The following is a 21433-nucleotide window of genomic DNA, read 5'->3' as shown; positions in this document are numbered from 1 at the left end:
CCTTGCAGCAAATAATTCCTCAACTTTCTTATATTGATATTCTTCGATACCTTGGATACCGAAACACTGCTATTCCAAAAGCTCTGGAAGAATTGATTAAAAGTTGTATGGAATTAACGTTACAGACCATCCAGCCAAAATCTATTTATCATAGATATCCGATATCCGTTTTATCGGAAGGAATTGCTGTATCCGGTACAAATATCATATTAAAAGGAAAATCAATCCGAAATCATTTACTTGAATCCAAAGAGATATTTCTTCTTGCAGGTACAATCGGAATCGAAATGGACAAGCTCATACGAACGAAAATGGTGTCATCTCCGGATGAGGGAGTCATTTTAGACAGTTGTGCAACCACTGCCATTGAAATGTTGATGGATCAGACCGAAAACAGCATTCGCGATTTGTGCAGTCAAAATGAAGAATCCATCACCTGGCGTTTTAGCCCCGGTTATGGCGACCTTCCGTTAGATACGCACATTAATTTGCTTGGAGCATTGGATACATCCAGAAAAATTGGATTGACAGTCAGTCGTAGTTTAATTCTGATTCCGTCGAAATCTGTCACTGCTATTATTGGAGTTACCAAAAAAGTTATTAAAATTCCTCCACAAGATCATTGTGATACGTGCAGCAAAAATTCTGACTGTGTGTATAAGAAAGCAGGCTTTTCATGTTCGAACCAGAGCAATGCGTAATCCTATTAGATGGGGCAATGGGTACAGAACTTCAGTCCATGGGATTGATGACTGAGAGAATACCGGAAGGGGTCAATCGAACAAATCCGGAGGCAGTCATTGATATTCATCGCCGCTATATTCAAAGCGGAGCGGAAATCATCTATACCAACACGTTAGGAGTCAACCGATACAAATTAGATGGCAGCGGTTACCTTGTCAAAGATTTGATTCAAGCAGCCGTCCAAAATGCAAAAACAGCAGTTGCTCTGGAAAAAGAATCCTCCGACAATGAAAACCATTCTGTCCGAATTGCTCTTGATTGCGGACCGATAGGCACCATGCTGAAACCAAATGGTGATCTTTCTTTCACAGAAGCCTATGAGATATTTCGAGAAATTGTGGTTTATGGCAAAGAAGCAGGCGCCGATCTGGTCGTTTTCGAAACATTCACCGATCTTTTAGAAATTAAAGCAGCAATACTCGCTGCGAAAGAGAATTCGGATCTTCCAATTTTCGCCTCCATGTCTTTTGAAGAGAATGGACGAACATTTTCAGGAGTTTCCATCCCCAGCGCAGCGATTACTTTAACAGCTTTAGGGGTCGATGCACTGGGAATCAACTGTTCTCTTGGACCTGATCAGATTTTCCCGCTTGCTGAAGAAATGACTGAATGGACAAATCTGCCAATTTTAGTCAAGCCGAACGCTGGAATGCCCAACTTAACTACAGGAAAATACGATATCTCACCGGATGAATTTGCTGAATCGATGAGCAGATTTCCCGCTATTGGAATTCACCTGATCGGTGGATGCTGCGGGACAACACCGGAGTTTATCCAAAAAACAAAAGAAAGAATTCAGTCCTGTCATTTTGGAAAAACGCTGAATCAGGAGCGGACAGTCCTTTGCAGTTCTGTTAAAGCGGTAGTGGTTGATCGAGTACGCGTGATTGGCGAACGCATCAATCCGACAGGCAAGAAGCGATTTAAAGCCGCGATTACCAATCATGATATTGCGTATATTCTAAATCAGGCAATAGAGCAGACCACTGCTGGAGCTGAGATTTTGGATGTTAATGTCGGCATGCCAGGAATCGATGAACCGACTTTCATGGCAGAAGTAGTGGAAGCGATTCAAAGTATCTGTGATGCACCGCTGCAAATCGACTCATCCGATCCGAAAGCGATCGAGGCAGCTTTGCGGATTTATAATGGGAAGCCACTGGTAAATTCAGTGAACGGTGAAGATAAAATTCTGCATACCATACTCCCCCTGGTGAAGAAATATGGAGCTGCCGTAATCGGTCTGACATTAGATGAGAACGGAATTCCACAAACTGCAGAAGATCGTATCCGAATCGCAGAAAAAATCATCAAAACAGCCGCCTCCTATGGTATTCCAAAACAGGACGTGATCATTGATTGTCTGACATTGACAGTCTCTGCACAGCAAAGTCAGGCTCTTGAAACCTTACAGGCAGTACGTCTTGTTAAAGAAAGACTTGGGGTTAAAACCATCCTTGGAGTTTCCAATGTCTCTTTCGGTCTTCCGGAAAGGGAAATTATTAATACAACTTTTTTGACCATGGCATTAACCAATGGCCTGGATTTACCGATTATGAATCCCAATAACGAGCTGATGGTCAACGCTGTTGAAGCCTTTAATGTGCTTTCCAATATGGATGTTCATGCTGAAAAATACATCGCAGCTCATAATGCTGCTCAAACAGCAGAATCAATTACACCTGTATCCAATCTTTCATTGGAGCAAGCGGTTGAAAACGGTATAAAACAGGCGGCTGCAGAAATGACGTCTGAATTGCTGCGTTCGATGTCTCCGTCACAAATTATTGACTCCTTTTTGATTCCATCCCTTGAAAAAGTTGGAAACCGATTTGAAAGAGGGGAGATTTTTCTTCCACAGCTCATTCAGTCCGCAACAGCAGCACAGGCAAGTTTTGAAGTAATTAAGAAAATATTCGCTCAAAATAAAACCGATCAAAATACACTCAGTAAAGGAAAAATCATTCTGGCGACAGTCAAAGGTGATATTCATGATATCGGCAAAAATATTGTGAAAGTAGTCCTGGAAAACTCCGGTTACGAGATCATCGATTTAGGAAAAGATGTACCTGATGAGAGAATACTTGAGACGATTAAGAATGAGAATATCCAGCTCGTCGGGCTCAGCGCACTGATGACAACTACTGTAAAAAACATGGAAGATGCCATCCAAAAAATTCGAAAAGAAACGCGATGCAAAATTGTGGTTGGCGGCGCCGTTTTGACAGAATCCTACGCACTTTCAATCGGAGCTGATTATTATGCAAAGGATGCAAAAGCAGCCATGGATATCGCTAAGAGCGTGCTCGGGTAAATCATTTTCAGTAAATCGAAATTTGGGAAAAAATTTTTGTGGTTGTTATGTTGTGTTGTCTTTGTGTGCAGCGTAAAAACAACACAACAACGAATCATCCTTTCAAAATTTCAAATCGTTAAATCAGCGTTTTTTTAGCAATTTTGTGCTTTTAATGATTTGAATTGGATTCAATTCCGGACTGAGTTCCAAAGACACTCTTTTTCATTTCTGATGAATAGAAAACAAAACGGAAATGTCCAAGCTTCTTCGCCTCATAAAGTGCAATATCCGCTGCACCATATAACGTATCAAAGTTCGTTCCATCCTCATCAAACATCGATACTCCGACACAACAAGAGAAAACAATTTGGCAATCTTTGCAGAGCAGCCCGCCTGCGGAAATATGGCAAAGACTTCGTCCATTTTCTTGAATGAAATTTCGAAAAAAATCGCCTTTCATCAGGTCAAAGAAAGTCACGATCTTCTGACGCAGTTGATTTTTGGATTTAATATTTTTGACAAAGACTACAAATTCATCTCCGCCAATTCGTGCGACAATATCATCACTGCGAAACGTTTTTAATAAGACCTGCCCTAATCCCCGTAAGATTACATCACCATATGGATGACCGCAAACATCATTTACTTTTTTAAATTCATCCATATCAATAATGATGAATGCATGACTAACACCTTTTTCGGTGTTTTGAATTTCTTTTTGAACCAGGTATTCAAGAGCTGATTTTTTATATAATCCTGTCAGGCTGTCCCGGCGAGCTTCATCAGTTAATTTGGAAATCTGTTTCTTTTCATCATCAACGTTAATAATCAAACCGATGCTCTGGATCGGATTGCCATCATCATCAAAAAGAACCGTTCCATTAATTCGATGCCATAAATATTCATTACCGGATTCAAAGGAATTTATCAGCCGAAATTCGAAATCTTTATTGGATCTGCCATTTTGCAAGAATGAAACAAGCTGAACACGATCTTCATCAGCAATAAAATTGTTTTGATAAATATTTTGACAAAAAGCAGGAAAGGATATCGATTCCGGTGTTTTTCCTTGAGGCGTATTAATCTTGTAATTAAAAAGCATCAAATCTTTCTTGTAATCATATTCATAAACAATCGCTTCGGTACAATCCACGAGTACCTGATAGCGAGTTTTTTCCAGCTCAAGTTCCATTTGTGCCTTTTTCTTTTCAGTAATATCCATCAGAACAGCTAATACGGCATCCATCCCATTTTTTGCTTTAATTCGCCTGCCGCGATCGCGAAGCCAGAGCAGACTTCCGTCTTTTTTCATCAGACGAATATCAATTTCATATTCGTGCTGCTCAGGTGTGTTGATGATTGTCTGCCAAAGTTTCTGCCGGTCATCTTCATACACGAGGTTGATCAGTCCATTTTTTGATACTTCACGAAATTCTTCCATAGTAAATCCGAATAAGCTCAATAACTGTGGATTAAAGAAGAAAAGCGGAAATTGAGGACTCACATAACATCCGACCACACAACCCGGAAACTGTTCATTTAATAAATTGAAACTGGTTCTTTCATTAACAGCATTTTCCACCAGCAAATCTTTCTTCAGATCGCTGATATAGGAGATATGAAGAGTCTCAATGTAAGATTTTCCACTGAGATTGGTGATTGACGCTGACATGCAAAGTTTTGTCTTATTCTGATCAGCAGTGATATTTAGTTGGTCAATCGAAAGTACGGCAAAAATATCCTCGCTGCCATCCGGTGTCGTTTTTTCACTGAATCGTTCAATTTCATAAATATACGGCATGACATTGTTTTCAAGCTGGTTCGTAATCTGCATTCCAAATTCCGATTTGGTTAATACGCCTTCAGAAGAAGTCGGATCATAAATATACACATCGGAAGATAAAAACGACAGCGCTTTTTCTGAGTTTCGCTCAATATACATTGCGTTCAGAAATGATTCGAACATTTTTCTGGCAGATGTTTTCGGTTGCTGCGCAGAAAGATTTGTCTCATTATCCTGTTGATATCCATAAACCCATTCATTCGTACTGGTTGAAGCAGCATCCAGTTTCTTTTCAAAATCAGCTTGCGAAACAGGTCTGGAATAATAAAAGCCTTGTGCGTACAGACAACCGGCACTCATGAGAAAATCCGACTGTTCTTTGGTTTCAATCCCTTCGCAGATTACCTGAATATTCAGCGTATGTGCCATTGCAACGATATGCGTTAAGATATCTTTTGTTCTCTTGGAAATATATGTCTCTGATAGAAAATTTCTGTCCAATTTCATAATATCAAACTGAACAGTATTCAGCAGAGTAAGAGAAGAGAATCCGGAGCCAAAATCATCAATCGATATAAGGAATCCAATATCCCGCATCAGCGACATAATTTCCTGCGCATTATCCGTCTCGGCCAAAGCAGTCTCTGTCAATTCCAACTCGATCAGATATTTTGGTATATGATAAGTTTCAAGAAAAAACTTCAATCGGTCAATATAATGCTCTTCTGCAAGATGCGCTCGAGATTGATTGACAGAAATCGGAACGATTTTTTGCCCATATAAAGAGCGGCGTCTGATCATCTTGCATGTTTCTTCTAAAACATAATCATCCAACTGTAATATAAAACCATTTCGCTCAAATAATGGGATAAAGGCACTGGGAAACATAAAACCTTTTTCTTTACTATCCCATCTCACAAGCGCTTCTGCGCCGATGATTGAACCGGATTTCATATTGAATTTTGGTTGATAAAAAATTTGAAATTCATGGTCTCGCAAAGCCTGGCTTTGAATGTCTTCCAGTGTTTTCTCATAATTCAGTTTTTCCTGCATGGTCTCGTTATAAAAAGTGACGAGCGATGATGATGTTTTTGATTCCATTCTTGCAATCTCAGCCCGATTGATCGCAGTTGTAATCATCTGATCATGATCCGGGATTAAATAAACGCCAAAATTCATATGAAGCGTAATCGAAGTATCGCCTTTCCGATAAGCGCTGCAATTATGATGAAGATACAACAGATCACGATTCAGAGAATCCATACTAAGGTATGGGATCAAACTGACGAAGTGATCCGCCTTAACCCTCACTGGAACAAGACCGTAGTCGGATTCTTTTTGCAGAACAGAAGCTGTATGTCGAATGATGTCATCGCCGATTGAACGCCCATAACAATCGTTGATCACATCAAAACGATCAACATCCATCGACAGTATTGCATAATTGCGAAAGCGGTTAGCTTGAATAATCGCCTGTCCTTCTTTTTCAAGCCAACGGATATTTTTAAGCCGCGTTAGTTCATCTTCATAAGCCATTTTATAGAGCATGATTTCCGATTTGCGGCGCCAAATGAAAATTACTACAGCAATTATTATTACAATAGAAAAAAGAATGAAATATAAATTTGGATATTTTGCAAATATACTTCGAATAGTGACCGGTTCTTTTTGCCCAACAGTCAAACCGGTAATAATGTCAGAGATTTTTTCAGATCCAAGCGCTTGGATCTGTTTATTCAGTATGCTGATCAGTAATGGATTCTTTTCACTGTTAATTCCGAAGCTGATTGGAATTGAAAAACCACTGCTGATTGTTGAAACCAAATCTTTATTTTCTCGTTCTTTCAACAATAATTCGGTTTCATATAAGCTTGCATAGGTGATATCTCGAGACCCATCTCGCACTGCTCGAATACAGTCACGCAGGACAGTGCAAATCGTCACTTCGTCGCTCGGCAGTTTCAGAACATATTTCACTGCGTAATTCAAACTGGGATGAATAATAATTCGGGGATTATCCCCTTGAAAATCCTTGCGGGAGATACTTAAATAAGGCAATGATAGATAGGGAACAGTTTTTTTGATCGTGGAACCGACAGGTAATCCGGAATCATAACTGATATCGATCATGATATCCGACTCACCACTTTGTACTTTATTAATCCGATCTACATAAGAGGTTACTTCAATATATTGAAGTTCCATTCCGATATTTTCAGCGAGATCGGATAGAATTGCATTTTCAAAACCAGTATATTTATTTGTTTCAGGATCATAAGCAGATAAAGGATACCGTTTGGAAGCTGCTGCTACAATAAATGGTCCATGAGATGCAATGTACTCGTGTTCTTCCCGAGTCAGCGCAATTGAAAAAGTATTTCTCGAAGCATAATACTTTTCATACAACCTGCTCTTAAATAAGGGATCGTCCAGCTCAATGGAGGTTATCGCCTGATCTAACTTCGATAATAATTCCGTATCTCCTTGTTTAACAATTGCATAATAAGGGTCAAATCCAAATCTGGTGATAATTTTATAATTTGAAGGTACGAACTGGTTAGAGATCCCAATTGCGTCAACTTGATGATTTTCAATCGCTGCCTGCATTTCTGAAATACTGGAATATTCGATTAGTTGCAGAGAAAAATTATTTTCTCGAGCAAATTCTTCAAGCTGGTGATTTCGGATACTTCCTTTTTGAATTGCTACTTTCATCTGATCGAATTTTTCAAAATCATTATAGAAAAATCGATTGTCGTCCTTTTTGACCAATAAAGCACCATATCCGTAATCCATTATTTTCTGCGAATAATCAAAAAATTTATCAATTTCTGGAGAATATCCGGCGTATGTCAGCAGATCTATTTCGCCATTTTTTAATTTCTCCAAACATTCGCTCCAGATACAATCAACGTAGTCATAATTAAAATCAGCGTAGTCACTGATTCGCTGAAGAAATTCATAACCATATCCACTGCGCGTTCCATCTGGTGAAATGTCCTGATAAGATTCGGAAATAAAATAACCAACCCGAACTGTTGTATATTGTCCTGAAGAATAACCTTTTGAAGAATGAATATGAAGACTGAAAAACACAAGAATGATCAAGAATACAGGGAATACAAATCGTATATACTTTCGAATACTCATCCATTTCCTCGTATCAAACACAGTCATCTATTTTCAAATCATTGATTCAAAATACAAGAAGGATGTTAATTGGTGTGCTTTTTTCCCATTCCACACTTGAACATCACAATAATAAATTTTTATTCTTATCCGATAAAATTTTAAAAATATTTCGAAAAGTTGATTTCGAATCAATCATTGCAGTCAATGATCAACCTTGTTCCCAAAAAGAAATAAATTCTGGAGAGAATTTACAATTCAGAGACCAGGAATCTAAAGAATTGCCCGCAATTTCCTAACGTTCTATGCTACTGATTTATCTCCAAAACAAATATAACAAAGGGAAAATGAAGAACCGTAAAAAAAATCGTTCGACTCATTGGGTTAATACTTAATAAATTAACTTGGTATCGGATGATTTTTTTAATAATAACTTATCTATTACTTACATCAATTATACAATTGAAGATTTGAACTGGACAGATGAGCTGCAATTCGTACGAAAACAGAATTCAAATTTCATTATTGGATGTGTAATATTTTTCATCTGTCGGTCGAAATATAAAAAATAATAATTATTCTTATGGTTTTGCAAGGAGTGTAAAACCATAAGAATTACAAATTTCGTCTTTTTATTCGAAAGGTCACCCCATATTTCAAATTGCTGACAGACAAGGAACTATAATCAGCAACGTCTCAAATATTTGTTGTAGTGTTGGTTTTATGCAGAATACAAAACAACACTGCAATAAGTTTTCAATTTTTTAAGGCTTTTTGAATCTTCGAATTACCAGGCTGAATAACAAAATGAGAAATCAGATTGAGGCTTATGCAAAATGTTCGAGTAATATATCCATCGCCTGACTGTATCCTGGAATTCCTTTTCCCACAATCGCTGCGATGCAAGCCATTTCAGTGATCGAATGATGACGAAATGATTCACGTTTCATATTATCGGTGATATGAACCTCAACTGCCGGAATCGATACCGATTTTAGAGCGTCCAAAATCGCAATACTGGTAAAAGTGTATCCCCCGGGATTGATAATGATTCCATCCATTTTCTGGTAAGCAGCCTGAATTGTATCGATTATTGATCCTTCATGATTGGATTGGAATAACTCGACTTCAATATTTCTTTTTCTGGCTTCTTCCCGAATATATTCTTCAAGCTGCGCATAGGTTACATTTCCGTAGATATGTGGTTCTCGAATTCCTAACATATTGAGATTTGGGCCATTTATCACTAAAATTTTCATTTTTTCTCCAGTTTTTGCATAATTTCTTGAATAGTAATGTCAATCAAATGATCGTTGATCACGCGTTCATCACAACAATCCTCATAAAAAGGCAGGCGATACTGATACATTTGAGACAAACCAGCTTGGTTTATGGAAAGAGGTCTGCCTTCCATCGACAAAGCATCGACGTTGCGTTCTAGAAAAATGACTTTTCCATTTTGGCGTAGAGCCATGCGATTTTTTTTGTCTAAAACTGCTCCGCCACCTGTGGAAATCACGAGGCTGTTTTCCTTTCCTTTCTCTTGAATCACATCTCTTTCAAATCGGCGAAATACTGATTCACCGTCATCCGAAAAAATCTTTGATATTTCTTTACCGGCACGATGAACAATTTCAATGTCAGTGTCAATAAATTTTCTCCCTGTCAATTCAGCAATTGCTTTGCCAATTGTGCTTTTTCCACAACCCGGCATTCCAATGAACACGATATTCTGGATTCGATGGATCATTTGTTCGACAGTGACATCAATAATCGAATCGTCCGCCTTTTGATTCAGAAACAAATCGGATGCGTATTTGGCTTGTGCCGTCAGCATAACGAGACCGCCTCCAAAGGCAAGCTTCTTCTCTCGAGCCTGTAGAACCAGATTCGTATAGAGCGGATTGTAAATTACATCCAGCACACCTTCACAGTCCGGAAAATCTTCCAGATCGATCAAGGTTTCGCCATTATGGGGATACATTCCAACAGGAGTCGTATTGATAATAATCTGCGAATCGTGATGCACATCCAAATTTTGATAATTCACCTGCCCTGATCGGGAAACCACAATAATATCACGAGCTCCATGGTCTTTAACAGCAGCGCAAACCGCTGCACTTGTACCTCCGGTCCCCATGATCAGCACTTTTTTCCCTGAAAAATGGACTCCCGCACGTTTTGCCATGTAGAGGAATCCGGCATAATCCGTATTATATCCAAACAGACCTTCCGGTTTGGACAGAATCGTGTTAACACTACCGATTTTTTCTGCTTCCGGTGATATCCCTTTTAAAAACGGAATAACTGTTTTTTTATATGGAATCGTGACGTTTAATCCTTCAAACGACTTCCTTTCCAGAAATGAACCCAGGGAATCCTGTGATAGTTCAATCAATTCATATTGATACGCATGATTCGTCAACAATTGGTGAATCAAAACGGAATAGCTATGTCCTAATTTCTCACCGATTAATCCATACATATGAACCTCTGAAGCTATTTTCATTCTCCAATTTTTGTTAATTAACGAATTGAAAAGGAGTGAATAGGCTGATCTCTTTATCCTTGGAACTATTCATAAAATCACAAGAAATCGTTATATTTCTGAATAACTCCCTAAAAATTCAAATTGATCCGGACCTGCCTCCAAATCACATAATAATCGGATTACTTCATCAGAATAAATGGATGCATCAAAATCAAAATAGAACATAAATTCAAAGTCTTTTCCTGGAATCGGACGGCTTTCTAATTTTGTCAGATTCAATCCCAACGCAGCAAATTTTGCAATGGTCGTGTAGAGTGAACCTGGACGATGAGGCAGAGTCAACATCAGGCTTATTTTATCTGCGCCAGGGTAAATCTCCAATTCTTTCGAAATACATATAAAACGAGTGTAGTTGATTTCACTGTTTTGAATCGAATCATTCAATACGGTCAAACCGTAAAGATCTGCACAATTTTTCGAAGAAATTGCCGCAATATCCGTGCGGTCAGAATTAGCAACCATTTGAGCTGCGATCGCAGTATTTTCACAAACAGTAATCTTGATATCTTTATGTCCTCTCAAGAATTCACTGCACTGACCAATTGCCTGTTCGTGAGACACAATCTCTTTAATCATATCCATTCGAGTGTCCGGTTTTGCCAACAGCGAATGAGAAATCAGCATTTTCAAGCTTTTCGCAATATGAAAATCATACTTTTTCATTAAGTCGTAGACCATCGTAACGGATCCGTAAGAACTGTTTTCGATCGGTAAAATACCATATCTGCAGAGGCCATTTTGTACAGCTTGAAAAACACCTTCAAAATGGCGAAAATACAGAATATTTGGCAATGAAAAGATTCGATCACAAGCCATCTGAGAATAAGCTCCCTCAATTCCCTGGCACGCAACGACAGCCTTCGAGGGAAACTGTTTCGCTGTATTGACTAAAGCAGCCGCAATTTCATCTGCCAATTTTCCTTTATGAACAAGAATCCGATTCTGGTAACTTTTGCTTAAATCAAAAAGCGTTGAAAAAAGGACTTTTGCATATCCGGCATATTCTTCTCCTGCTAACTCAGCTGTTTGTACCAAAATTTCGCGCTCGCGTTTCCGATCCAGCAGAGGAAGCTGATGCGCTTGTTTATACTCAGCAGCTTGCAGCGCCATCTTCATCCGTTTCACGACCAGATTCACAATTTGTTTGTCAATTTCATCAATTTGAGAACGAATCTCTTGAATTTCCATACGCTTTATCCTTTTTTACAATAAATAATCCAATAAAACAACGGCAATAGCCGCTTCAACAACCGGAACTGCGCGCAAGACTACACACGGATCATGTCGACCTTGAATTGTCAGTTTTACATTTTCTTTCCGTGAGAAACTAACCGAATCCTGCTCTTTTCCAATCGAAGGAGTGGGTTTAAAAGCAACTCTCAGGATGATCGGCATTCCAGTACTGATTCCACCCAGAATTCCGCCGTGATGGTTCGTTCGGGTACGAATCTCTCCAGTTTCGCTAAAATAAAACGGATCGTTATGTTCACTTCCGCGCATTTTTGTCGATGAAAATCCGGCTCCGAATTCCAATCCTTTTACCGCAGGAATCCCAAAAAGAACCTGAGCGAGACGATTTTCCAATCCATCGAACATCGGATCTCCATATCCGGCAGGAAAACCAATCGCAGCAGCTTCAATTACACCGCCGACAGAATCCTGATCCAATTTCGCCGCTTGAATTCTTTCCCGCATTTCCTCACCCGCTTTTTCATTCAGAACCGGAAAATTTCTGGATAATAAGGAATCCATCTGAGAAGCATCCACAGCAACGGGATCGAACAGCTGATCCTGAACATCTGCAACGGAAGCAATATGAGCCGCGATTTTTATTCCGCGGTTAGCAAGAAGCTGAAGACAAACAGCGCCTGCCAGACACAGTGGAGCGGTCATACGGCCTGAATACGGTCCTCCTCCCCGAATATCGTTATAACCGCCGGATTTGATATAAGCGGGATAATCCGCATGCATCGGGCGAGGAATGTCCTGGATCGCCACATAATCCTTCGGACGCGGATCCTGATTTTCAATCATCATACATACAGGAGCTCCGCATGTTCTGTCATTACATATTCCAGAAAGAATCACGGGGAAATCAGGTTCATTCCGCTCGGTAGTCAGAACGTTTTTTCCGGGGGCTCTGCGGGACATAAAGCTTTCAACAGCTGAAAAATCAATCATTTCACCCGCCGGCAATCCGTCCATCACGACACCAATTGCTTTAGCGTGGGACTGTCCAAAGATCGTTATATGAAGATGGCGCCCAAACTCAAAGGACATCGTATTTTCCTCCCAGTTTTCGAAAATCTGCAAAAAAATTCGGATAGCTCTTTCGGACAGCTTCTGCTCCATGAATAATTACCTGCGTCTTGCACAGAATGCTTGCAATTGCAGCGGACATTACAATTCTGTGATCAAAAAATCCATCCACTTCACCCCCATTAAGACAACCATTTCCCGCAATAACCATTCCATCGGATGTCAGTCGAACCTTGCCGCCCAGTTGTGTTATGCAGTCTGAAATGGCTGTCAGGCGATCACTTTCTTTCAGTTTCAACCGTAATGCGTTGCGAATAATCGTCTCACCATTTGCTCTACAAGCCACTATTGCCAGAATCGGGATAATGTCCGGATACTCTGATGCATCCATGTCAATCCCATTAAACGTTCCAGGAAAGACATCAATTTTTTCATGAGTCATTTGAACTTCGGCGCCAAAACGCTGCAACAAGGAAATAATGGAGCGATCAGGCTGAACACTTTTGAGTGACAATCCAGTCAAAGATACCGGTTTGCCGATGGCTCCTGCGGTCAGGAAGAAAGAGGCGCCGGACCAATCTCCTTCTGTCCGAACAAATCCGGGAGACTGATAAAGCTGACCCCCGCAAATCCGGTAACCGCCAGAAAATCGATCGATCCGGATGCCAAATTTCGAAAGAGCATTTACCGTCATATCGATATAGGCAGAGGATTCCAGGGATGAAAGAATCCGAATTTCACTGTCACCATCCAACAATGGCAGTGCAAACAACAATCCGGAAAAAAATTGAGAACTGATATCCCCGCGTAACTCATATAAACCGCTTTTTAATATCCCCTGTAAAGTAAAAGGCAGTTTGGGGGCTGAAAAACCACAACCGTGAGCTTCCATCTGTTCCTGCAGTGGAAAAATCGGCCGATCTGGCAGTCTGCCAGCTCCAGTCAGTAAAGGAGTCTTACAAATTGACGCAACTACTGGCAGCAGAAACCGCAAAGTCGATCCGCTTTCTAAACAATTTAAAACTGGAGAATCCTGGATACAATCCCAAACAGGTGAAACCATCCAGATATTTTCATCATCTGGTGATTTTTCAATCATCGCTCCCATGTTTCGCAGACAACCCATGGTTGCCAGAATATCCTCATTCAACCCGCCAATAAAAATACTGGTAGGTTCATGACTTAAAGCTGCACAAATTAATAAACGATGAGCATCGGACTTGGATGGAACAGCGCTTACCGTTCCAGACAACGGTGAAGGATGAATACGAATATCCATTTTGAATTAATCCTTCCTGATCCCGCTATTGACAAAATCTGCCAGATCATCGATAACAACAGGATACAAAAGACATTGGCCAATGCGTTCCGGAAGAACCAGTTGGATTCGATCGCCAAATCGCTTCTTATCCTGCAATGCCGCTAAAACAATCGACTCAGCAGTAAATGGACAATCGGTTGGTAAATGATACCTATCAAGAACGGATTTCAAAGGTTCAGTGACGGGTTCCAGGCAGATTCCTTTTTTTTCTGCTGCGCGTGCTGCCATCATCATACCGATCGCCACAGCGTGCCCGTGAGAAATTGAATAATAACTGCATTTTTCAATGGCATGTCCGAATGTATGACCAAAATTCAACAACTGCCGAATTCCTGTATCCCGCGTGTCTCTTGCAACAAAACCAGCTTTAATGGAAATATTTTGCAGGATGATATTTTCCCAATTATTCTCTGGACGATTCTCTTGTAATTCATGAAAGAGTGTTTTATCTGCGATCATTCCGTGTTTAATCATTTCTGCCATTCCATCTGAGAAGACAGTCGGAGGGAGCGTTGAAAAAGTCTGCGGATCACATAGAACCAGAGATGGCTGCCAAAATGCTCCCGCCAGGTTTTTTCCGGCGGAAAGATTCACCGCTGTCTTTCCGCCTACAGAGGCATCTATTGCAGCTAAAATCGTAGTCGGAACTTGAAGAAATCGAATGCCACGCAGATAAATAGCTGCGGTAAAACCGGCCATATCCCCGCAAATACCGCCTCCAAGCGCCAGGATTACATCGCTCCGCGTCATTTGTTGTTGAGCTAAAAAGTCTAACATTTGAAGAACAGTTTGAATGGTCTTGTTTTCTTCTCCGGGATTAAATACGTATTTTGCTGCGGAAATGCCAGCTCTCTCCAGAGAATTCATTACGATATCCGCATACAATCTGTCAACATTGAAATCCGTAATGACGATCATTTTTTTTACGGAAATCGAAGTCTGAATCAAAGCTCCAATATGCTCCAACAATCCAGAATCGATTACGACATCATAGTTTCCACCGGATGAATTGACCTGATACTTTTTCATTTTTCTTCAGCCGTTTCCCCATCAACCACTGCTTTTCGTTCCCGCCCCTCTTTTAACAATTGGAACAATTTTTCATGGTTGCCGGTTCTGATCGCTTCAGCATATTCTTCGAGATGCTGTATCAATAATTCAATTTCATTACACAGATGCTTTGGATTATCTAGGAATAATTCTGTCCACATTGTTTCATTTAACTTTGCCACACGAGTCATGTCACGAAAACTTCCGGCAGAGAATCCGATGTGTTCCAAGGCTGTTGGACTTTTGATATAAGAGCTGGAAACCACATGTGCCAATTGTGATGTAAAAGCAATCATCCGATCATGTTCTTCCGGAGTCGAAATCTGGATATAACCAAAACCAATTTGTCTGCAAAGTTCCTTGACGGATTGAACAGTTTCTATTCGCGTTCCATGGAACGGGACTAAGATCATGGACGCATTTTCAAACAAGGATCCCATGGAATGAGAAAAACCGGAAAATTCTCTTCCTGCCATCGGGTGCGCGCCAATATAAATGAAATGATTCTCTTGAGCAATCTTCAATAAAATCGGACATACTGCCTCTTTGACTCCGCAAAGATCAAGCACGATACCATCCCGTTTAAAATATGCGGCATTTTTCCTGGCAAATGCAATCGTATCACCCGGATACATCGCAAGGAAAACGATGTCACAATCCTTTAAGGTGTCAACCGTCAACTCCTCATCAATTGCTTCCAATAGACGGGCTTTGCATACAACAGATTCAATAATATCCATACCCAGAACAGTGTGTTCTGTATGCATCTTGATAGCTTTCGCCATAGAACCGCCAATCAGACCAAGTCCCACTACACCAATTTTCATCATTCCTCCACCATATGCTCATTAATTCGAAATATCGATTTGAACACCGAATCGATCGGGGAAATCATCACAACGGCAAAGAATCCTTCCCATACTTCAAATTGTTGCTATTTGCATAGATCCAAACAGTTTTTCGATTACCAGTGAAACGCCAAAGGAGCAAGTTGACGGACACACGCGGAAACATCACGAAATGCTTCGGGAGTTAACGATTGTTTGCCATCGGAAAGTGCATGCGGAGGATCGTTATGAACTTCAATCATCAGCCCGTCCACTCCACAAGCTACGGCAGCCATCGCCATCGGTTTAACTAATTTCGAAAGACCTGTTGCATGACTGGGATCGACGATAACCGGCAAGTGACTCATTTGTTTTAAAAGCGGTACTGCGGATAAATCCAGGGTGTTTCGTGTGGCAGTTTCAAATGTTCGAATCCCACGTTCACAAAGAATGACTTTTTCATTGCCGCTTGCCATGATATATTCGGCGCTCATAAGAAATTCTTCAAGTGTATTTGCTAAACCGCGTTTTAATAAAACCGGTTTTCCAGAACGTCCCATTTCTTTTAAAAGTTCAAAATTCTGCATATTTCGTGCGCCAATTTGTATGATATCAATTTCTTCAAACAGGGGGAGTTGCGTGATATTCATAATCTCGGTGACAATCGGAAGGCCTGTTTCCTTTTTTGCTTCCAGCAGCAAATCGATACCTTGTCCTCCCAAACCCTGAAAAGCATAGGGAGACGTTCGGGGTTTGAATGCGCCCCCGCGTAAGATTGTGGCGCCGGATTCCTTGACACTTTTTGCTATAAAACAAATCTGATCCCGTGACTCAACAGAACAGGGACCAGCGAATATTTGCATAGATCCATCTCCGATTTTCACGTGGTTCTCCAGCTCGATGACCGTATCGTCCGGATGAAATTTCCGATTGGCATTTTTGTATGGTTCCTGAATGCGTTTTACATCTTCTACGATGTCCAAAGCCCGAATAAGATCAATATCAACCGATGAAGTATCACCGATCAAGCCCAAAATCATATGAGCCGCACCGACACTGATATGGACATCCAGATTCATACTTTTCAGCCACTGGATCAAGTTTTCCAACTGCCGTTTTTCCGGATTATTCTTTAGAATAACAATCATAATAAGACCTCCGATGCAGAATAAAAAAAGGAGCTCCGCTGTGAATTTCACTGTGGAGCTCCTTAATGTTTCTAATCTTTCTTTTTTTACGGTTCAGGATACCGGCATACAGTAAAATTCAAATGAGCTTTGCGAGCATAATAATACGCAAAGCCAAAAAAGAAAAAATAAAAACCAAAGAATTTTAAAGTATCCATTTTGAATCCTTAAATGCATAATAGCATGTCCGTCAAGTTTTGTAAAGGTATGCAAAGAAAATCAGTAATTCGAAATGTGAAAAAAATTCATCGTTATTCAAATCAACGATTGGAGATTTGTGTAGAATTACTTGTAAAGATAGTGATTTTCACGGGAGGTGCAATAAACACAATCACAGACAAGTTCCTCAATACCTTTAATAGGTCTTCTAAAAATATTAAGTGCCGATAATAAAAGGAGAAAAAATGTCCGCCGCTTTTCTTAACCTACAGGAATTCAATAAACACTTAAAAATAATCAATACACACTGTCATCATCTGCCAGATATCGAACATCAACACATTGGTTTGGATTTCATTTTGAATAAATCTTACGTTTCATGGTGCAAAGTCGATTATGGTGACACGTTTGATAAAAAAAGCGAGTTTCTCCGGCTGGTACGATTTAATGCTTACTTTCATTGGTTGGAAAAAGCGCTTTGTGAACTCTGCGGTATTTCTCAGAATTTAACTGCTGAAAACTGGTCGATTTTTGACGAAAAGATCCAACAGCTCCATCAAAATGAAAATTACCATTTAGAAATACTTCAAGACCGTTGTGGATATGAAAAAGTCATTTTAGATCCATACTGGAATCCTGGTTCCGATGAAGGACATCCAGGTTTTTTTACCCCGACGTACCGGATCAATATGTTTCTTTATGGATTCAATACCCAAGCACAAGATCACAATGGCAACAATCCATATACCGTATACGGATGGGAGTCATCACTAACTTTTGACGAGTATTTGGCAAAAATGAAAGAACAAATCAAAGAGCACATTCAGTCAGGATGTGTTGCAATGAAATCTGCATTGGCTTATGATCGCGGATTGGATTTTTGTGAGACTGACAAAGAAAAAGCAAAAAGAGGCTTTCTGAATCCAAATGCAAATGCCGAAGATATAAAGGCTTTTCAGGATTATGTCTTTTTCGAGATTTGCAATATTGCTGCCGAATACAATGTGCCGCTCCAATGTCACACCGGACTGGGAAAATTGGAAAAAAGCAATGCCATGCAAATGCAGGAAGTCATTGAGAAAAATCCGCAAACCCGATTTGTTCTTTTTCATGGCAGCTATCCCTGGATTCAAGATTTATGCGCATTAATCCACAATTATCCTAATGTCTATGCTGATATTTGCTGGCTGCCCATTATTTCAGGCAATGCATGTGAAACATTGCTAAAAGAACTGATTGAAGTCGGGACTACGGATCGGATTACCTGGGGTTGTGATACTTGGACCAGTGAGGAAAGCTTCGGAGCGTTGTTGGCTGCAAAACAAGTTGTTGCAAAAGTTTTTGCGGAATATATTGACAATTTTTATTTATCGCTGGTTGACGCTCAGGAGTTCAATCGGCAAATTTTTTATGAAAACGCAAAGAATCTGTACTTCAAATCATGAATTTATTCGGTGAAATGATATCCGTTTTGAACGAGCGCTTCTGCTGCCTGAGCAAAATTCTCTGTCTTTATAAGAAAATAATCGGTATTATAGGTTGAAACCACGAAGATCCCAATATTTTTAGATGCAAGAATCGCAGAAATTCTTGCAATAATGCCAATTTCAGAAAAGTCCAATTTGCCGCAAATCCGGATACAAGTCCATCCGTCTTCTCGTTCGATCCAATGACGGGGAACGGAATCCGATTTGCACACGATAGAAATCTCTTCATGAGTATATCCGACAAACATCGGAGTTTGATGAAAGTGAAGCTCAGAAAAATCCTGGACTTTACAAATTGAGAATTGATCAATCAATCGTTCTAAAAGCAAGGTTCCTCACTCTGGATCATTAATTCGGAATTTTTAAAAATATTTTTTTATAATCGAGAAAATTTTTTAATTGCTGACTTTAAACCATGTTTTTCATAAATCATTTGTTATTGATTTTATCGATTCGAGCTCTCATTTTCCGAACTTACTTCTTCAGCAGGCTTTGATTCTAATTCGACTTCAGCAGATTCTTCTGAATCATTATCATAAATATAACAGCGATTTTTTCCCAAACGTTTGGCATGGTACAAAGCCAAATCAGCCTTATGATACAAATCATGAAATGTATCCCCGTGTAAAGGAGCAAAGGCAATCCCTATTGAACAGGATGCCGCAATCATATCCTGATTTCCCTGAAGAAATTGGTTGGCTGCATTGCATAAATCTTGTGATTTTTCCAGTACAAACTCTTTTGAATTCATTTTTGGAAGAAAGATCAGGAATTCATCGCCTCCCAGTCTGCAGACCGTATCCGTTTTCCGAAATTTTTTTGTCAGTAAATCCGAAAATTTAACCAGAAGCTGATCTCCAACCAGGTGTCCAAGCGTATCGTTGACCTGTTTAAAATTATCCATATCAATCAAGAGTACAGCATGCACTTCGTTTTCCATCAATATTTGATTGGCCGGATCCATTAGCACCTGATCAATTCTCTGTATGGCAGCTTTTCGATTATATAATCCGGTTAATGAATCATGTTCGGCACGAATCAATAAATCTTTTTCCACATGTTTCTGCTGAGAAATATCCTCAATCGTCCCAACAGTATGAATTGGATTTTTATTGTCATCTAAAATACTGGTCAGCCTGATTTTGTACCACTGTGCCAATTCATTTACCTGCCCCGCACAGATTATACAGGATTCGGACTCTATTCCCATATCGATATTGCGAAAGATTTCTATAATTAAATCACTTTCTTTTTGCGGAAGATCATCCATTTTCAGCAATTTCTTAGGAAAATTTGGATCTTTCGTATCAAGGATCATTTTCGTACCGCCCTGATCAGATAGTGAAATCGTTTTAGAAGAAATATCATAATCAAAAATGATATTTGCTGTCATAGAAGCTGCGATACGAAACCGCTGTTCACTGAAAACAAGTTCGCGATTTGTTGATGAAATTCGTTTTTGAAAAAATTGCTTGCAAACAATTGTGGATAAAAAGAAGAAAATCAAGAATCCAATAATTTTTGTTGTCAATCCCATCACCATCTGATTGACCGATGTACTGTTATTGCTCAAATCTGACTTTTTGATTGCTGTAACGGTATACCATTGGTTAATCCCAATCGGTTCATAATAGAGAAGTTGCTGTTCTCCTTGGATTGATAAACTTAGAAAACCGCTGCTTCCGGAGTTTATATCCTGCTGCATTTTTTCACAGGAAATATGGTCTTTAAATGCTTCATTTTCCCATAAATTTCCTGAGCCGAAGAAAATATTAGATTTATCAGAAGACGTAAGAAGGTTGCCTTTCTGATCCATCAGTACCGTAATTACATTCTTATTTTCCGTATCAATGGAGGAAATTTCGGCAAATTTTTGAGGATTATAAAAACCGTAGAGAACTCCTTGCGGTTGTTGATTTGAATCAAGAATCGGACTGGCAAAACTGATCATTGGCTGATGATATAAAACAGAATATGGCGTTACATCTGAAATATTTCTCTTACCTTGCATAGCTTGTTTAAAGGAGTCATAGGAAGAAATATCCAAAAAAGCAGTATTGGAAGAGTACAGCAATCCTTTTGAATCAGCGTAAAATACGGCGTCAAATGCTCCCTCACGAAGTACAAGCTTTAGCGCTTCGTCATTTTTTATACTTTCGTTTTCTGATAATTCCGAGTACCAAACAGCGCTATTCGAAAGTAAATCCAACGGCTGTTCAAGTTTTGACATGAGCAACACAGTGTTTCTTGCAGAAATTTCTTTGATATATTGTTCATGTTCATTTCGTTTAATTCTATTTATATTTTGTGAAAAATCTTTTAGTAACAGAAATATAAATAGAATTCCCAAAATAAAAATTACGGAAATTATTATTGCCTGATAATCTTTTGTCTGTTTGTGTTTTCTCTCAAATACACCCATTAAGGAAAATTCCTGTCAAAATCCAAAATAAGAATGCAGAAACGATGACGCTTTTTTCTCAATAATTCGAAAATACGATAAACATTTTTAGAAAAGGAAGAATATTTATTACTGATCTTATTATTTCGCTTAGCAAAAAATGATCAGTTACAATTCATCCATCTCCGATTTCGAATCGCTGATTTCCCCTTCCAATAGCAGCTTTTTTCATATGAATT

General features: G+C 39.5%; 14 protein-coding genes. 3 read left to right on the top strand and 11 right to left on the bottom strand.

Going from position 1 to position 21433, the window contains the following annotated elements; all coding sequences use genetic code 11:
* The first annotated feature begins 2 nt into the window (after positions 1 to 2).
* Together ATC1_RS01060 and ATC1_RS01055 are read left to right on the top strand one after the other, a co-directional pair.
* Complete coding sequence (locus ATC1_RS01060) at positions 3 to 701, top strand: hypothetical protein (RefSeq protein ID WP_062277278.1); 699 nt, start codon at positions 3 to 5, stop codon at positions 699 to 701.
* The gene (locus tag ATC1_RS01055; RefSeq protein ID WP_062277276.1) at positions 677 to 3058 is read left to right on the top strand and encodes a homocysteine S-methyltransferase family protein; all 2382 of its coding nucleotides are present in this window, start codon (positions 677 to 679) and stop codon (positions 3056 to 3058) included. Before ATC1_RS01060 ends, ATC1_RS01055 begins: the two co-directional genes overlap by 25 nt.
* A 151-nt stretch (positions 3059 to 3209) precedes the next feature.
* On the opposite strand, the gene ATC1_RS01050 is transcribed toward ATC1_RS01055, so the two are convergent.
* From ATC1_RS01050 to aroF, 9 genes are all read right to left on the bottom strand, one after another.
* Complete coding sequence (locus ATC1_RS01050) at positions 3210 to 7973, bottom strand: EAL domain-containing protein (RefSeq protein ID WP_062277273.1); 4764 nt, start codon at positions 7971 to 7973, stop codon at positions 3210 to 3212.
* A gap of 806 nt (positions 7974 to 8779) precedes the next feature.
* Complete coding sequence (aroQ, locus tag ATC1_RS01040) at positions 8780 to 9211, bottom strand: type II 3-dehydroquinate dehydratase (protein ID WP_062277266.1); 432 nt, start codon at positions 9209 to 9211, stop codon at positions 8780 to 8782.
* Complete coding sequence (locus ATC1_RS01035; protein ID WP_062277263.1) at positions 9208 to 10461, bottom strand: shikimate kinase; 1254 nt, start codon at positions 10459 to 10461, stop codon at positions 9208 to 9210. Before ATC1_RS01035 ends, aroQ begins: the two co-directional genes overlap by 4 nt.
* Positions 10462 to 10551: 90 nt before the next feature.
* Positions 10552 to 11691 (bottom strand): bifunctional chorismate mutase/prephenate dehydratase, encoded by a 1140-nt coding sequence (locus ATC1_RS01030; RefSeq protein ID WP_062277260.1) that lies wholly within the window; start codon positions 11689 to 11691, stop codon positions 10552 to 10554.
* Between the two features lie 15 nt (positions 11692 to 11706).
* Positions 11707 to 12783: a chorismate synthase gene (gene aroC, locus ATC1_RS01025; RefSeq protein ID WP_062277257.1), complete on the bottom strand. Its 1077-nt coding sequence runs from the start codon at positions 12781 to 12783 to the stop codon at positions 11707 to 11709.
* Positions 12773 to 14041 carry a 3-phosphoshikimate 1-carboxyvinyltransferase gene (aroA, locus tag ATC1_RS01020; RefSeq protein WP_062277254.1) on the bottom strand — a complete coding sequence of 423 codons (1269 nt, stop codon included), beginning with the start codon at positions 14039 to 14041 and terminating at the stop codon, positions 12773 to 12775. The genes aroC and aroA overlap by 11 nt, the downstream gene beginning before the upstream one ends.
* A gap of 6 nt (positions 14042 to 14047) precedes the next feature.
* A complete protein-coding gene (gene aroB / locus ATC1_RS01015) occupies positions 14048 to 15112 on the bottom strand; it encodes a 3-dehydroquinate synthase (RefSeq protein ID WP_062277251.1) in 1065 nt (354 codons plus the stop codon).
* Positions 15109 to 15963, bottom strand: a complete 855-nt coding sequence (locus ATC1_RS01010; protein WP_201777217.1) for a prephenate dehydrogenase — start codon at positions 15961 to 15963, stop codon at positions 15109 to 15111. Before ATC1_RS01010 ends, aroB begins: the two co-directional genes overlap by 4 nt.
* A 134-nt stretch (positions 15964 to 16097) precedes the next feature.
* A complete protein-coding gene (gene aroF, locus ATC1_RS01005; protein WP_062277886.1) occupies positions 16098 to 17108 on the bottom strand; it encodes a 3-deoxy-7-phosphoheptulonate synthase in 1011 nt (336 codons plus the stop codon).
* Positions 17109 to 17551: 443 nt separating this feature from the next.
* Here aroF and ATC1_RS01000 point away from each other — a divergent pair, with 443 nt between their 5' ends.
* Positions 17552 to 18751 carry an amidohydrolase family protein gene (locus ATC1_RS01000; RefSeq protein ID WP_062277245.1) on the top strand — a complete coding sequence of 400 codons (1200 nt, stop codon included), beginning with the start codon at positions 17552 to 17554 and terminating at the stop codon, positions 18749 to 18751.
* A 2-nt stretch (positions 18752 to 18753) separates the two neighbouring features.
* Here ATC1_RS01000 and ATC1_RS00995 read toward each other — a convergent pair whose 3' ends face one another.
* Together ATC1_RS00995 and ATC1_RS00990 are read right to left on the bottom strand one after the other, a co-directional pair.
* A complete protein-coding gene (locus ATC1_RS00995; RefSeq protein ID WP_062277242.1) occupies positions 18754 to 19122 on the bottom strand; it encodes an ACT domain-containing protein in 369 nt (122 codons plus the stop codon).
* Positions 19123 to 19238: 116 nt separating this feature from the next.
* On the bottom strand, positions 19239 to 21023 hold the full coding sequence (locus ATC1_RS00990) for a sensor domain-containing diguanylate cyclase (RefSeq protein ID WP_172667685.1): 1785 nt from the start codon (positions 21021 to 21023) through the stop codon (positions 19239 to 19241).
* Positions 21024 to 21433: the final 410 nt, after the last annotated feature.

This window comes from Flexilinea flocculi (assembly GCF_001192795.1).
GTDB classification, from domain to species: domain Bacteria; phylum Chloroflexota; class Anaerolineae; order Anaerolineales; family Anaerolineaceae; genus Flexilinea; species Flexilinea flocculi.
This window is presented reverse-complemented; position numbering and strand designations above follow the sequence as displayed.

What these genes read in the sequence shown, in the direction of transcription:
- ATC1_RS01055 (WP_062277276.1), top strand. Translation starts at nt 677, where the DNA reads ATGTTCGAACCAGAGCAATGCGTAATCCTATTAGATGGGGCAATGGGT.
- ATC1_RS01050 (WP_062277273.1), bottom strand. Translation starts at nt 7,973, where the DNA reads ATGAGTATTCGAAAGTATATACGATTTGTATTCCCTGTATTCTTGATC.
- aroQ (WP_062277266.1), bottom strand. Translation starts at nt 9,211, where the DNA reads ATGAAAATTTTAGTGATAAATGGCCCAAATCTCAATATGTTAGGAATT.
- ATC1_RS01035 (WP_062277263.1), bottom strand. Translation starts at nt 10,461, where the DNA reads ATGAAAATAGCTTCAGAGGTTCATATGTATGGATTAATCGGTGAGAAA.
- ATC1_RS01030 (WP_062277260.1), bottom strand. Translation starts at nt 11,691, where the DNA reads ATGGAAATTCAAGAGATTCGTTCTCAAATTGATGAAATTGACAAACAA.
- aroC (WP_062277257.1), bottom strand. Translation starts at nt 12,783, where the DNA reads ATGTCCTTTGAGTTTGGGCGCCATCTTCATATAACGATCTTTGGACAG.
- aroA (WP_062277254.1), bottom strand. Translation starts at nt 14,041, where the DNA reads ATGGATATTCGTATTCATCCTTCACCGTTGTCTGGAACGGTAAGCGCT.
- aroB (WP_062277251.1), bottom strand. Translation starts at nt 15,112, where the DNA reads ATGAAAAAGTATCAGGTCAATTCATCCGGTGGAAACTATGATGTCGTA.
- ATC1_RS01010 (WP_201777217.1), bottom strand. Translation starts at nt 15,963, where the DNA reads ATGATGAAAATTGGTGTAGTGGGACTTGGTCTGATTGGCGGTTCTATG.
- aroF (WP_062277886.1), bottom strand. Translation starts at nt 17,108, where the DNA reads ATGATTGTTATTCTAAAGAATAATCCGGAAAAACGGCAGTTGGAAAAC.
- ATC1_RS01000 (WP_062277245.1), top strand. Translation starts at nt 17,552, where the DNA reads ATGTCCGCCGCTTTTCTTAACCTACAGGAATTCAATAAACACTTAAAA.
- ATC1_RS00990 (WP_172667685.1), bottom strand. Translation starts at nt 21,023, where the DNA reads ATGTCAAAACTTGAACAGCCGTTGGATTTACTTTCGAATAGCGCTGTT.